This window comes from Algoriphagus sediminis (genome assembly GCF_030403435.1).
GTDB lineage: Bacteria > Bacteroidota > Bacteroidia > Cytophagales > Cyclobacteriaceae > Algoriphagus > Algoriphagus sediminis.
Genome location: NZ_JAUEPH010000009.1, coordinates 56,906 through 72,466, shown reverse-complemented (window position 1 = coordinate 72,466; position 15,561 = coordinate 56,906). Strand labels below are relative to the sequence as shown.

Annotated in this window: 10 protein-coding genes; 3 read left to right on the top strand and 7 right to left on the bottom strand. The window is 41.1% G+C overall.

The window, feature by feature from the left end; all coding sequences use genetic code 11:
- Positions 1-192: 192 nt before the first annotated feature.
- The 4 genes from QVH07_RS17180 to QVH07_RS17165 all read right to left on the bottom strand — a co-directional run bounded on the left by QVH07_RS17180 (position 193) and on the right by QVH07_RS17165 (position 7,305).
- On the bottom strand, positions 193-3,336 hold the full coding sequence (locus QVH07_RS17180; protein WP_290002887.1) for a PKD domain-containing protein: 3,144 nt from the start codon (positions 3,334-3,336) through the stop codon (positions 193-195).
- 29 nt (positions 3,337-3,365) lie between these two features.
- The gene (locus tag QVH07_RS17175; protein ID WP_290002885.1) at positions 3,366-3,812 is read right to left on the bottom strand and encodes a DUF1569 domain-containing protein; all 447 of its coding nucleotides are present in this window, start codon (positions 3,810-3,812) and stop codon (positions 3,366-3,368) included.
- Between the two features lie 76 nt (positions 3,813-3,888).
- Complete coding sequence (locus tag QVH07_RS17170) at positions 3,889-6,288, bottom strand: ribonucleoside-diphosphate reductase subunit alpha (protein WP_290002881.1); 2,400 nt, start codon at positions 6,286-6,288, stop codon at positions 3,889-3,891.
- 39 nt (positions 6,289-6,327) lie between these two features.
- Positions 6,328-7,305, bottom strand: coding sequence for a ribonucleoside-diphosphate reductase small subunit (locus QVH07_RS17165; protein WP_290002878.1), 978 nt, complete (start codon positions 7,303-7,305; stop codon positions 6,328-6,330).
- Positions 7,306-7,886: 581 nt separating this feature from the next.
- On the opposite strand from QVH07_RS17165, the gene rplU reads away from it, so the two are divergent.
- The 3 genes from rplU (at position 7,887) to QVH07_RS17150 (ending at position 11,699) form a co-directional block, all read left to right on the top strand.
- Entirely contained in the window at positions 7,887-8,198 is a 312-nt protein-coding gene (rplU, locus tag QVH07_RS17160) for a 50S ribosomal protein L21 (protein ID WP_290002877.1), read from the top strand.
- Positions 8,199-8,229: 31 nt separating this feature from the next.
- A complete protein-coding gene (gene rpmA, locus QVH07_RS17155; protein ID WP_290002875.1) occupies positions 8,230-8,490 on the top strand; it encodes a 50S ribosomal protein L27 in 261 nt (86 codons plus the stop codon).
- A 146-nt stretch (positions 8,491-8,636) separates the two neighbouring features.
- On the top strand, positions 8,637-11,699 hold the full coding sequence (locus tag QVH07_RS17150) for a VPS10 domain-containing protein (RefSeq protein WP_290002873.1): 3,063 nt from the start codon (positions 8,637-8,639) through the stop codon (positions 11,697-11,699).
- Between the two features lie 50 nt (positions 11,700-11,749).
- On the opposite strand, the gene QVH07_RS17145 is transcribed toward QVH07_RS17150, so the two are convergent.
- From QVH07_RS17145 to rnr, 3 genes are read right to left on the bottom strand one after another with little or no spacing between them, the layout of a single operon-like run.
- Complete coding sequence (locus tag QVH07_RS17145) at positions 11,750-12,379, bottom strand: rhomboid family intramembrane serine protease (protein WP_290002871.1); 630 nt, start codon at positions 12,377-12,379, stop codon at positions 11,750-11,752.
- A 1-nt stretch (position 12,380) separates the two neighbouring features.
- Positions 12,381-13,367 (bottom strand): polyprenyl synthetase family protein, encoded by a 987-nt coding sequence (locus QVH07_RS17140; RefSeq protein WP_290002867.1) that lies wholly within the window; start codon positions 13,365-13,367, stop codon positions 12,381-12,383.
- Entirely contained in the window at positions 13,342-15,525 is a 2,184-nt protein-coding gene (rnr, locus tag QVH07_RS17135) for a ribonuclease R (protein ID WP_290002865.1), read from the bottom strand. Before rnr ends, QVH07_RS17140 begins: the two co-directional genes overlap by 26 nt.
- Between the last annotated feature and the right edge of the window lie 36 nt (positions 15,526-15,561).

The window sequence follows — 15,561 nt, the reverse complement described above, 5'->3', positions numbered from 1 at the left end:
AGCCCTGCAGCGCCGATGGTACTGGGGTTACACCCGGGAGAGTAGGTCGCCGCCACTTTATTCTAAAGCCCTTTGGTCATCCCATGGGGCTTTTTTTTTAATGAGTTCATACTTAAAAAAGCTGCTTCAATCTTGATGAATAAACTCTAAGGGTCAAACAGCTATTTTCTAATAGTTAAGGAAGGTCTTATTTTATTTCACCTTAACAAAGGAGCCCTTTTCTATAACCGTTTCTTCAACGTTATTCACCACAGTGTTGTAGTCTATACTATAGGCATAGCTTCCCACAGGAACGTTTTTTCCATCGAATGTGCCATCCCATCCTGTATTACCAGAGTAAATTATATTTCCCCAACGATTAAAAATTGTCAAAACGTACTCCTGATGACAAGCAGAAATCGGTTCAAATAATCCATCATCAGGATTAAAACCTGTCGGCATTCTAGATTCAGGACTTTCTTCAGGTAAGAAAATTTGTCCCATCCCTACACAGCCCGTCGCATCTGTAATTCTGATAGAATAATCTCCGGTTGGAATATTATCAAGAATTGAGGTGGAAGAGGGGGCATTAAGCCATTCATAGCTATAAGGAGGTGTGCCACCTATCAGGTTAGCCTCGATAATCCCATTTGATTCCCCAGGGCAAGCTGCTTGAACCACATTAAGCTGAACTTCTAGGGGATCAGGAGAAGTTATTTCAAAAGAAATCGGTAGAAAACAGCCATTCGCATCTCTGATCTCTTGTTCATATATACCAGCTTCCAGCTGAGAAAAAGAAATGGAGCCGCCATTTATTGCTGCACCGGCTAAGTCAATATCATAGGGTGGAACACCTCCAGAAATAGTAGCCGAAAAGGTCCCATCATTTTGGCCAAAGCAAGTGACTCCAGAGACCGATTGAGAATTAATCTGAAGTGCAGGTACATCTTCAATCAGTATATTATCAATTTCCGAAATGCAGCCCAAATCATCCTCTATGATTACAGAATAATTACCTGAGGCTAAATTTTCAGCTATAGTCGAATTCAGATCAGGATCATGTGACCATACAAATTGATAAGGTGGAGTTCCACCCTCCACACTAAGCTCGATTCTGCCATTTTCTTCTCCAAAACATTGAATGTCTTCCTTTGAAGCGACAGTAACTTCAGGGCCGGAATTAATAGTGATTTCCAGAACTGGTGAAAGGCCTTCACAAAATTCCTCAGTTAAACTGAATTCACGGAACTGAAGAGTATGAATATCAACTGAAGAGTCCCATTCAATCTCCACCTCTCTTTCTCCAAAGGCTGACACAATGGTTCCTCCCTGCACAATCCATTCATATCCTCGATTTGAATTTACTTCTGGTACCTGATATAAACTTGTCATCAAATCTGCTTCGCAAAACAATACCTGTCCTACCGGAGCTTCAGGTTCGAGTTGAAGGTTAATATCTACAGATAAGGATTCAGCAGGTCCTTCACATCCATTTTCGGCCAAAGGAACCGCCGAAATACTGGCATTAGGATTACTAGTTCCCCATCTGACCACAACTGTGCCTATATTCAATTCATCAATTATTTCTCCGCCAATTACTTCCCATGTAATATCTGCGAGTGATGACTCAGAAGTGTATGTGTAAATCAATTCATCATTGGGACAGGCTCTTTCAGTGCCGGTTAATTCGCCCTCCACATCTTCCACGATTACATCTTGAATGTGTAATTCTATGATATCACAGCTTTCGCCTTCGGCAAAGGCAAATACTTTAATTTCATATTCACCAAAATCCTCATAAGTATGAGTCACTGTTTGGCCTATTTTCTTCTCAGAATCATCACCAAAATCCCACTCAAATTGGGAAAATGAAGGGTCGGAACCATTAATTGTCCAAGTTCCCTCTTGGTTTGCACAAACCACCAAATCTCCATTTCTTTCGAAGGTTATATCTGATTCTATTTGGTATTCAGAGTTCGAAAAATTATTCGCAAAAGCTTGGGCTAACGAAAGCCCCCCAATGCCAAGCCTGTAAATATATCCTCCAAAGCCATTAGCGTTTGTCAGCTGATTTACCCCTACAAGAAGTGGGACTTGGGCATAGGAAAAGTTTGGGTTACCAGGAAAAGAATTAAAGAGATTACCGATCGGAGTTCCATTTAGGAGCATTTGGTCCACATCTACAGTTCGTGTAACCAACTGGGCATAGGTGATGTATGCCAACCTTTGAGGATTAAAGGCTACGATGTCAGTTGTAAATTGACTAGGCCCGAGATATTCGATCAAATGCGGGTTTCCTAGAATGTCGCCATTAGAAGGTCCTTCTACTGCAGTTGGGCTTAAAATGACACAATCAAAAGATTTTCCCAAAGAGAAAACCTTAATAGGTTTATCTGCTGAAATATAGGCTGCTTGACCATTAGGTATATCCTCAGTAAGGAATTCCCCTCGGTTTAAAACCTGCAAAAATTGTCCATTTAAGAAGACATTGGTTTGATCTTCGGAACCAATAACTTTTACGAGTGCTCCAGTCACCCGATCCCTCATAGGGATATGAAAATATTCTGTATCTAAAACTTTGTCTGGATTCGATTGCTGATAAATATGAGAAGTGCCTAAAACCCCACACTCTGGGTCCCCGATATCTGCCCATCTGTTTCCTGTGAATACGGCCACCCTGTTACAGACATCATCTGAGCTCAATACTTCCACTTCGGATCCGGAAAGGTCTCCCCGAGCTTGAAATTGATATGTTTCACCTCGGTTCAAGTTAATTTCAAAGGGACCGAATGAACCATTTATTTGGACTCCATTGGGGGAGAATCTAACCAAAGTATTATCTGCCACACTCACGAGCAGCACAAGACTTTCATTTTCTCTTTGCCTCTCTAGTAGGGCAATTCCTTTGTTTTGTACCTCCCAATGAGAGCTAACCATATACTTAGAACCTAATTGACTAATCGGTAATATATCAGTGGCATCTACGGAACCGCCATTCCGGTTTACAGTCGTAACATTAATTTCACCTTCAGAATAGATGTAGATACCTTTGTTTTCAATTGACCTATCTGAACTTACTATCATGGAAGTGAGGTCTTCTGTATAATAAAATTCTTCTCCTTTAGTCAGATCAAAATCAATTCTATTTCCTTCAAATTCGATAAAACCCTCTGCATCTTCTACAGCGACAATAGAAATGGAGGGCATCTCAGAGCCTGAACCATTACTTACATTGTCCATCAACCCAACCCAAAATTGCTCTACCTCCTTGACATCATCTAAGTCTTGAGCTATGGAATAAAAGGTGGAAATGAAAAATAAAGTGAAACTTAAAAGGCAGAGCCAGAACGTCTTCATAGAGATTTGATGCAATCAGTTCGTTTAGCTCATATCAAACGAAACTGTTTAAGATGATGTTTGAAATGCCGATCATGAAAATGATCCCATTCTTTCCTATTGAGGTATCCAAACCTTGGGTGAATGTTTTGTTCCTTAGGATTTTCCTCCCAGTATGCTCGGTAGCTTGAAATACTCTCTAATAAGGCATCCTTAGCATCTTCTAAATTTTGATATTTTAAAGGCATCAGCTTATCTCCAAGTCCAGGGGCTTTGACCCCTCTGGGAAATTCGAAATTATCACTCATGACAATTTCCTTTAGTTTTAAATTTTTTTCACTGGGTTGAAATTCCGGTAATTTGATTCTGCCATAGGAGATTTTTACTGTTAAAGTCAAATGTTCTACCATATGCTGGGCACTCATCAAACCAAATTCAGGTACATCAGACTTCTTTAGAGGTTTAATTAAATTTTCAATTTGATCTAGCAAAATCATAGCTTGTTTTTTTTGAAGGTAAAAAAAAGCGCTTGAAATACTCAAGCGCCTTTTCCCATTTAACGAACTCTTTTCTTTAACTACCGCATGCTTCGCAGTTCGGGTCATCTAAACTACAAGTCACAGTTGAAGTGTTATTTTGGATGGTGGCTTGTTCTTCTTCAGCTTTGGCCTTGGCATCTTTGGTTTCAAAACCAGACTTATCCAAAGTAAATTTAATTGCGCTGGCAGCTGCCTGAGACCTAAGATAGTACATTCCTGTTTTGAGCCCTTTCTTCCATGCGTAGAAATGCATAGAAGTAAGCTTGCCAAAGTTTGGATCCTGCAAGAACACATTCATACTTTGAGACTGGCAAATGTACGCTCCTCGATCAGCAGCCATATCAATCACCACCTTCTGAGAAATTTCCCAAACTGTTTTATATAAATCTTTGATGTTTTGTGGAACACCGGGAAGATTTTGCACTGATCCATTCGCCGCGATCAATCTGTTTCTCATGGTATCATCCCACAGACCTAGCTTGATCAGATCTTTCATCAAATGCTTATTCACCACCACAAATTCCCCAGACAAAGTTCTACGGGTATAAATATTAGTGGTATAAGGCTCAAAGCACTCATTGTTTCCGAGGATTTGTGAAGTGGATGCTGTTGGCATAGGTGCCACCAGCAAGGAGTTTCTAATTCCAAATTTCTTCACTTTCTCTTTTAGATCAGTCCAATCCCATCTTCCTGACTTTGGTGTTACTCCCCACATATCGAATTGCATAATTCCTTTGGAGGCAGGTGATCCTTCGAAAGTTTCATAAGTCCCCTCTACCTTGGCCAGCTCCATGGAAGTTTCCATGGCAGCAAAGTAAATGGTCTCAAAGATATCCTCATTTAAACGTTTCGCTTCATCAGAATCAAATGGCATTCGAAGCATAATAAAGGCATCAGCCAATCCTTGAATTCCCAATCCAATAGGCCTGTGACGGAAGTTAGACCTTCTGGCCTCTTCAACCGGGTAATAATTCACATCAATCACTTTGTTCAGGTTTCTTGTAGCAACCTTAGTGATTTGATAGAGCTTATCATGATCGAAGTAGAATCGTCCATCTTTGCCTTCTGTCACAAATTTTGGAAGGGCTATGGAAGCTAGATTACAAACAGCAACTTCATCTGGAGAGGTGTATTCAATAATCTCTGTACATAAGTTTGAAGACTTAATAGTTCCTAAATTCTGCTGGTTTGATTTGCCGTTGGCAGCGTCTTTATACAGCATGTACGGTGTCCCTGTCTCAATCTGAGATTCCAGTACCTCAAACCACAGTTCCTGAGCCTTAATAGTCTCGCGTGCACGTCCTTCTTTTTCGTATTTGGTATATAACCTTTCGAATTCTGCACCATGACAATCAGATAATCCAGGGGCTTCACTTGGAGAGAACAGTGACCATTGACCATTTTCTTCCACGCGCTTCATGAAAAGATCAGGAATCCAAAGCGCATAGAACAGGTCACGAGCTCTCATTTCTTCCTTACCATGGTTTCTTTTCAACTCAAGGAATTCCTTGATGTCGGCATGCCAAGGCTCGAGATAAATCGCAAAGCTACCTTTACGCTTTCCACCTCCCTGATCGACGTATCGTGCCGTCATATCGAAGTTTCTCAACATCGGTACGATACCATTGGACTGTCCATTAGTACCCTTAATGTAGGACCCCTTGGCTCTCACATGATGTATGGATAATCCGATGCCACCTGCAGATTGAGAGATCTTAGCACACTGCTTCAGTGTATCATAAATTCCATCAATACTGTCTTCCTTCATTGTTAGAAGGAAGCAAGAAGAAAGCTGAGGTTTTGGAGTGCCTGCGTTAAAGAGAGTAGGGGTGGCATGAGTGAACCACTTTTCTGAAAGTAGATTATAAGTCTCAATGGCTGCATCGATATCTTCTTTATGAATTCCGATAGCTACCCGCATTAGCATATGCTGAGGACGCTCTACTACTTTGCCATCAAGCCGAATCAAATAACTTCTTTCTAAAGTTTTATAACCAAAGAAATCATACCCAAAGTCACGCTTATAATCTATTGCTGCATCTAATCTGGCAGCATTTTTCTTGATGATTCCATACACCTCTAAGTCGATCAGTGAGGCATTCTCACCAGTCTTGGGATTGATATACGTGTACAGTCTCTTCATTGTATTAGAGAAGGACTGGCTAGTAGTCTTATGAAGATTAGATATAGCAATTCTCGCTGCCAGAATCGCATAATCAGGATGCTTTACGGTTAATGATGCACAGACTTCAGCAGCAAGATTATCCAGCTCAGTAGTAGTCACGCCATCGTAAAGACCATCAATTACCTTTTTGGCGACTTCAATGGGCTGAATGAATTTAGGGTCCAGCTCATAGCAAAGGTTTTCGATTCTGGCTGTGATTTTGTCAAATCTGACGGACTCTCTTCTCCCGTCTCTTTTGATTACTAGCATAATTCAGGTTGTTTATGTGGGTTGATGGAATAAAAATTCTTAGAAATCTGAGTCGAAAGTGATTCGGTCTTTTTCTCCTCCTTCAGTGGAGCTCATTACTCCAGCTTTCTGATAGTCACCTACTCTTTTCTCAAAGAAGTTTGTCTTTCCCTGTAAAGAAATCATGTCCATAAAGTCGAAAGGATTGGTACTGTTCCAAACTTTGTCACAGCCAAGCTCTACCAAAAGTCTATCCGCCACGAACTCGATGTATTGACACATCAAATCTGCATTCATACCAATAAGTCTTACAGGTAAGGCATCGGTAACGAACTCCTTCTCAATCTCTACTGCATCCTTGATGATCTCGGTGACAGTCTCTTTTGGTAGAGTGTTATGGACATGGTTTGTATAAAGGTGACAAGCAAAATCACAATGTAATCCTTCATCTCTAGAGATAAGCTCATTGGAGAAGGTCAGTCCTGGCATCAAACCTCTTTTCTTCAGCCAGAAGATGGAGCAAAATGATCCAGAGAAGAAAATGCCTTCCACCGCGGCAAAAGCTATCAGCCTCTCCTGGAAGTTTCCGTTGTCTATCCAACGAAGGGCCCAATTTGCCTTTTTCTTCACACAATCGATATGCTCAATAGCATTCAAAAGTTTATCCCTTTCAGCTGCATCCTTGATATAGGTATCTATAAGTAGGCTATAGGTTTCAGAGTGAATGTTTTCCATGGCAATTTGGAAACCGTAGAAAAACTTAGCTTCTGTATACTGAACTTCTGAAACGAAGTGCTCTGCTAAATTCTCATTAACGATTCCGTCGCTTGCTGCGAAAAAAGCCAGCACATGTGAAATAAAATGTCTCTCGCCATCATTCAGGTTCTTCCAGTCAGAAAGATCCTGGCTTAAATCAATCTCTTCTGCGGTCCAAAAGCTTGCCTCCGCCTTCTTGTAAAATTGCCAAATGTCGTCGTGCTGAATAGGAAACAGAACAAATCGTCCATCATTCTCCTCTAAAATCGGTTCTTGAGTCATCCTAGTTTTTTTTGAGTTGTTAAAGAATCAGAGCCTTTGAATAGCTTTCCAAAAGTTCCTGGGAAAGAAAAGGCTGCGCTTTTCAGAACAGCCTGTTCAACAAATATGTAAAGCATAAAGCATAAAAAAAATCCCTCAAGTACCGCTTAAGGCCTTTAATTGAACTTTATTCAAAAATTGAATAAATAACATTAAATCAATTAATTAGAGTCAAATAAATTTAGTAATACTTTAAAAATATAGCAGATTATGGGCTGCTAAAAAAAAGTTGAGAAATTTAAAAAAAGTTTAATTTACTAAAATTCAAGATAAAATTGACTTAAAGTCAAAATAAAAGAAGTTTGGTTTTTTGTGGTTAAGTATCTGAAAATCATTGATTAAGGTAGGGTTTGTCAGTAACCGTCAAAAAAGCCTGAGTTAACATTGAATGAGTAAATGATATAAATACGAATTTAGTTTCAGGTGAATGTAGGTTTGGGCCTGGATAGGATAATCCCTGATTATTTTTGATTTAGGGTTTTATGTTCTATTTCACTTTCGTATATTTGCACTCCAAATTCGACTAAGAATATTTAGATCACATGTACGCAATTGTAAACATCGCTGGAAAGCAGTTCAAAGTAACAAAAGATCAGCACGTCTATGCTCCTAAGCTGGACGTTGAAGCTGGCGCTTCCGTGGAATTTGATCAGGTATTGTTGGCAGAGGCTGACGGTACAGTATCAGTAGGAGCTCCTACAGTAGAAGGAGCCAAGGTATCTGGGAAAGTCCTAGATCATGTCAAAGGTGATAAAGTCATCGTCTTCAAAAAGAAGAGAAGAAAGGGCTATAAGAAAAAGAATGGCCACAGACAGGACTTCACCAAAGTTTTGATAGAGAATATTTCACTTTAATTTCCTCAGGGATATCTAAAAGAATCATACTATGGCACATAAAAAAGGCGTCGGTAGTTCCAAAAACGGTAGAGAGTCACATTCCAAAAGATTGGGCGTGAAGAAATTCGGTGGAGAGCAAGTAATTGCTGGAAACATTATCGTAAGACAAAGAGGAACAAAGCATCATCCAGGTGAAAACGTAGGATGTGGAAAAGATCATACATTGTTTGCGACTGCAGACGGTGTGGTGACTTTCAAAAAGAAGTTTGATGGTAAGTCTTATGTAAGTGTTTTGCCTGCTGAAGCATAAGCTTTATTTGATATTTAAGAAGCCCCTTCCAAAGAAGGGGTTTTTTTTTGCCCAAAATCGAAATACTAATACCATTGATCCCAAATTAATTCGGGAATTGATTTTTAGATTAGTACTTTTTGTAATTCAACCATCAACCAAACTAAATGAGAAAGCAATTTTCCTTTGGACTGCTGGCAATCTTAGCTTCAGTCTTCTTACTTCCTGATTTTGTCCAAGCTCAGGAAGCCCCAGATTCTACAGTTTACGAGGCCTTGGAATGGAGATTGGTAGGGCCTTTTCGAGGCGGGAGATCTGACGCTGTGACAGGCGTACCAGGTAGCACAACGAATTACTACTTTGCCTCCACTGGAGGAGGAATCTGGAAGACTTATGATGCAGGCCGTACCTGGGAGCCCATGTCCGATGGATTCTTTGGAGGGTCTATGGGATCTGTGGCGGTGGCTGAAAGCGATACGGCAGTGGTTTACGCAGGAGGAGGAGAAAAAACCGTAAGAGGTAATGTGTCATTTGGCCATGGTATTTGGAAAAGTTCTGATGCTGGAGAGACTTGGACCAGGGCCGGTTTAGATAAAAGCCGATTTGTGGCGAGACTTCGCATCCACCCTGAAAACCCTGACGTCGTTTATGCTGCTGTGCTTGGAGACATATTTAAGCCTGACCCAACCCGTGGTGTTTATAAAACCACCGATGGTGGACAAACCTGGGAACAGCTCCTATTTACGAATGACACAGCAGGAGCAGTGGATTTGATTTTATCACCGGATGACCCTGAAACTATTTATGCTTCCACCTGGGAGCTACAGCGGACCCCTTATAGCCTTTCTAGCGGTGGTCCCGGTTCGGGACTCTTTAAGTCAACTGATGGTGGCGAGACCTGGGTAGATTTGACAGAAAAAGAAGGTTTTCCAACCGGTATTCTTGGAATAATTGGGATAACAGTTTCACCTGTAAATTCCAACAGACTTTACGCCATAGTGGAAAATGAGAACGGGGGAGTTTTCACATCCCTTGATGCTGGTGAGACTTGGGAGAAGGTAAACGAAGACAGAAATCTAAGACAAAGAGCCTGGTATTATTCTCGGATTTATGCAGATACACAGGATGAAGAAACTGTTTATGTTTTAAATGTAAGCTATCATAAGTCAACCGACGGTGGTAAGACTTTTAAAGGTGCCAATGCACCACATGGTGACCATCATGACCTTTGGATCGATCCAGATAATAATCAAAGAATGATTATCGCTGATGATGGCGGAGCACAGGTTTCTGAAGATGGAGGCAAGACCTGGAGTACATATATGAACCAGCCGACCTCTCAATTCTATCGTGTGACTACGGACAATAGTTTCCCATACCGAATTTATGGTGCACAACAAGATAATTCTACTGTTAGGATTCGTCATAGAACCGATGGTGGCAATATTTCAGAGGATGACTGGGAACCCTCAGCAGGAGGAGAAAGTGGCTGGTTAGCACCTGATCCTGACAATAATGATATTGTCTATGGAGGATCATATGGTGGGTATTTAACTCGTGTCGATCATGATAAAGGCATTAGTCGATCCGTGAATGTTTATCCAAACAACCCAATGGGACATGGCGCGGAAGATATGAAATACAGATTCCAGTGGAACTTCCCTATCTTTTTCAGTCCTCATGATTCTGACTTGCTATATACCACTAGTAATAGGTTTCACAGATCTACCAATGAAGGACAAAGCTGGGAAGTGTTTTCCCCTGACCTTACCAGAAATGACCCGAGTAAATTGGGTCCATCCGGTGGACCTATTACAAAGGATAATACAGGTGTCGAATACTATGCGACCATTTTTACTGCGGCAGAATCACCGCTTCAGCAAGGTGTAATCTGGGCTGGTTCAGATGATGGATTGGTTCATGTGACCACTGATAATGGAGGAACTTGGAATAATGTAACTCCGGCCGATATGCCTGAATGGCTTCAAATAAATAGTATAGAAGCTAGTCCTTTTGATCCAGCGGAAGCCTACTTTGCGGCTACGGGTTACAAAATGGGTAACTATGAACCATATCTTTATAAAACGACAGATTATGGTCAAAGCTGGACTAAGATCACCAATGGTATAGACCCAGAGCATTTCACCAGAGTAATTAGGGCTGATCCTGAAATGCGAGGAATGCTTTATGCTGGAACAGAGACAGCTATGTATTTCTCGAAAGACGATGGTGCCAACTGGTACTCACTACAGCTGAATCTTCCTACCGTACCCATTACTGATCTTGCGGTGAAGGATAACAACTTAATTGCGGCAACTCAAGGAAGATCGTTTTGGATTATTGATGATTTGACGGTTTTGCATCAGGCATCAAATGACATTAAGAATAAATCACTTCATGTGTTTAAGCCAATGGATACCTATCGAATGGGAGGTTCAAGTAGAACTAGTAAAACTGCAGGAACCAACCGGGCAGGGGGTGCTTTGGTTTATTACTACTTTCAGGAGACTCCAAGTGAAGAGTTAAAGATTGAATTCATGGATGCGGGTGGGGATGTGATAAAAACCTTTTCAACCAAGGGAGTCAATGGAGATACTTTAAAAGTGGAGCCAGGTAGCAATCTTTTTAACTGGAATCTCGCGGTGGATGATGCTGAAGGATTTGATGATTTGATCATGTGGGCTGGAAATCTCCGAGGACCAAGAGTTCCCCCGGGAATGTATTCGGTAAAAATCACCCATGATGGATCAAGTGAAGAAAAGGAGTTTGAAGTCTTGGCTGACCCAAGGTATGAGTCTTCACAGGAAGATCTTGAAGCTCAATATGAATTTATGATTGGAGTTCGGGATAAACTCACCGAGACGCATAGAACAATCAAACTAATTAGAAATTATCGGGCTGAATTGGATAGTCTTGAGACCAAACCTGATAATTTGGATGAAATCCAAAAAAGTCTCACAGAAATCGAGGAAACTCTTTATCAGACTAAGAATAAGAGTCGCCAGGATCCATTGAACTTCCCTATTCGATTAAATAATAAACTAGCACATTTGAATTCCATAGTAGGAAACGGAAGCTACAAGCCGACTGATCAGGCTCTGGAGGTTCGAGATGAGCTGGTTGAAAAAATCGATGTACAGCTAGCCAGATTCAGGATGATTGAATCTGAGGAAATATCGAAACTTCTGAATATAGAAGAGATGCGGATGCAGCTCGATGAGAAGAAATAAATGATTCAATTAAAAAAGAAAGGCCAGAATTCTATTTCTGGCCTTTCTTTTTAAAATGGTCTATAACTGAGAATTTGATCTATGAAATCTAGGCCACTGCTAGGTGAGATAATCAAGACAAAAACCACCCCCATCAAAGCTCCATAGAGATGAGCGTCATGGTTGATATTATCTCCGCCTGATTTGCCTTTTGTATAGGAGTAAATAAGAAATAAAATTCCCAGAATAAAGCCGGGAAGGCAAATGATCCCAAAGAGACAAATATCAGATAGAGGTAAGATCACGATACTTGCAAATACCGTGGCAGCAGTTCCTCCCGATGCTCCCAAAGACCGATAAAATTGATTTTCCTGATTCTTGAGATAGGTTGGGATATCTGAAACCACAATAGCCAATACATAAAAAAGGATGAAAATTATACCTCCAGAGACAGCTCCGAATTGATACCCTAACCATTGCTCTACCACTCTTCCAAAGAAGTAGAAGGTAAACATATTGAAAAGAAGATGTACGTAATCTTTATGGATGAACCCTGATAAAATGAATCGATCCCACTGTCCTCGATTTTTGATTTCGTAGGGAGTAAACATCCATCGATCGATAAACTCGGGACGATTGAAGCCTAGAAGGCTGGTGCCACAGGTGATGACGATAATGAGTACCGTAAGTGAAATATCCATGCTATCTCTCTCGATGGACTAATTTTCGAGCAACTCCTTCGAGTGTGTCAAAGTATTCTTGATTATTGAAATTAATCTCACCCAAAGCCTCGAAAGCTTCGTCAAAATAGCTGTTCATTTTTGCCTCCGTCAATTCTTTAATTCCTAAAGAATTATAAATTTTGGTCACCGCAGCCACTTTCTCCTCCTTATTGAATTCGGTCTTTGCCAGCCAATCATTCAATTCCTGAGCAGTTTCACCTTCGGCTAATTCCAGTGCTTTAATCAGTAAGAACGTTTTCTTATTTGAGATGATATCTCCTCCCACTTGCTTTCCAAACTTGCTTTGGTCTGCAAAGACATCAAGAAGGTCATCTTTCAACTGGAAACCTACCCCAATATCGACTCCAAACTCATAGAGTTTTGCCATATCCTTAGGGTCGGCGTCGGCCAAATAAGCTCCCATTTTAAGTGCAAAACCCAATAGCACAGCCGTTTTTAATCGGATCATCTCCAGGTATTCATCTTCAGAAACCGTTTCCCTGGTTTCGAAATTCATATCGAACTGCTGACCTTCGCAAACTTCGGCTGCAGTCTGATTGAAATCTCGGATGAGCTGTTTAAGTTTATCCGAAGGACTATTCAGAAGCAAGTCATAGGCTCGAACCAACATCACATCACCTGAAAGTATGGCGATATTATCATTCCATTTTTCATGTACAGTAGGCTTACTTCTGCGTAAAGGCGCCTCGTCCATGATGTCGTCATGCATTAGTGTGAAATTATGGAAGACTTCAACTGCCGCTGCCTGAGGAAGTATTTTTTCTACATCAGAGCGGTACATCCCATAAGATAAGAGGCTCAGAATCGGACGGATTCTTTTGCCGCCAAGGCTAAGAATGTACGTAATAGGGTCATAAAGTTCTTGGGGTGATTTTCCAAAATCAGCCTCTGAAAGGAATTTCTCTAACTTTTCGAGAAGTTCAGAAGCGAGTTCTTTTTTCGTCATTATTTGCAAATTCGAGGTCAATGGTTCTTCTATCAATATCCGTATTAACTACCCTAACCATCACTTTGTCACCTAATGTTATCATTTTTTTTGATCTCATACCGATTAGGCGCATGTTTTTCTCATCGAAGTCATAGTAGTCATCCTTCATTTCGCTAACTCTCACCATCCCTTCACATTTGGTTTCCGTGATCTCCACAAAAACTCCCCATTCACTCACTCCGCTCACTATTCCTTCATAATCCTTCTCTTCAGCCAGAGACATAAACTCCACCTGCTTATACTTGATGGAGGCTCGTTCTGCATTTGCTGCGTTTTTTTCCCTCTCGGAAGAGTGCTCGCATTTTTTCTCCCATGACTCTGCTTCAGGAGACTTGCCGTTTTGCAGGTAGTGTTCCAGAAGTCTGTGAACCATCATATCTGGATATCTCCTTATGGGAGAAGTGAAATGAGTATAATGTGGGAAAGCCAGGCCGAAGTGTCCCTTTGGATCAGTGGTGTACTTTGCTTTAGCCATGCTACGAATCGCAAGCTGCTCCAAAACATTCTGCTCAGGTTTACCCTGAATTTCATCCATTAACTTGTTTAGGGCTCCAGAGATTTTATTCTCACTTCCTATATTCATTTGATGACCAAACCGCTTCGCAAAGTTGGAAAAGGTATCAAGCTTATCCATGTCAGGGTTATCATGTGTTCTATAGACAAAGGTGTCCTTCCCCTGTCTCTTGTTGAAAACAAATTCAGCCACATACTTATTGGCTAAAAGCATGAATTCCTCAATGAGTTTATGGATGTCTTTTCGCTCTTTGACCCTTAATCCAAGTGGGGTTCCCTTCTCGTCCAACTCAAATTTCACCTCTACCGTTTCGAAATTTACAGCACCATGATCGAATCGTTTTTTTCGGATTTTCTTTGCTAGGACATTCAAGAAGGTTAATTCCTCAAAGAAATCACCTGACTGCTTATCTATATTTTCCTGAGCTTCTTCATAGGCAAATCTTCGATCTGAATGAATGATGGTTCGCCCTATCCAATGCTTGATAACCCTGGCATCCCTATCCATTTCAAACACACAGGCAAAAGTCAATTTGTCTTCATTTGGTCGAAGGGAGCAGAGTCCATTGCTGAGTCTTTCCGGAAGCATTGGTATGGTTCGGTCCACCAGATAAACCGACGTTGCTCGATGATAAGCCTCCTTTTCCAGGGCAGTGTTAGGTTTTACATAATGGGTAACATCCGCAATGTGAACCCCCACTTCCAGGTTGCCATTGGGTAGGACCTGATAGGAAATAGCGTCATCGAAATCTTTGGCATCTGCCGGGTCAATGGTGAATGTCAACACATCCCGATAATCTTTTCTTTTTGAAATCTCCTTCTTTAAAATCTTATCCGAAATAGCTTCGGACTCACGATTTGGCTCTTCGGGATATTCAAAAGGTAATCCGAATTCAGCCATGATGGAGTGAATCTCTACTTCATGCTCTCCAGCCTGCCCTAGTACCTGAGTCACTTTTCCAGTAGGATTTTTATCCCCTTCTCTCCATTCGGTGAGTTTGACCACCACTTTTTCGTTGTGCTTAGCACCGTTTAGATCACCTCGATGAACGAAGATGTCTTTATGCATTTTTTTGAAGTCGGGAACTACAAATGCAAACCGAGGAGAAATCTCCACGCGACCTACAAATTCGTCTCTTTCGCGCTCGATGATTTCAAGTACTTTTCCTTCGGTTCTCCCCGTTTTTCCTTTGGTAGGGAAAACCATCACCCTGACACGGTCATGGTGCAAAGCTTGTTTAAGGTTAGCTTCTTTCACCATGATGTCGCCATCGGTCTCGTCTGGATTATCAGGAATGATAAATGCGAATCTTGGGTTCACAAAATCCACCTTCCCTTCAACAAAATCCGGGTCTTTGAGTGATGAAAAGTAATTTCTAGGTGTTTTGGACACCAGTCCAGCAGCAGCTAGCTTATGCAAGGCCGGTTCTACTCCTCCCTTGGTGAGGGAATCTCTTATTTCTAATTTTTTTATCAGTTGCTTCGCATTGTACTGCTCACCAAAGTGGCCGTCTAAAAATCGAAGTAATCTTTTCGAAAGGTCAGCCGAATTTTGATTTTTGCGGCTTCCTTGTTTTGTTGAATTTTTTCTTTTGCGTCCCATAAGGGCAATTTCTTTTAAGTAAAAATGGGTCTTCAG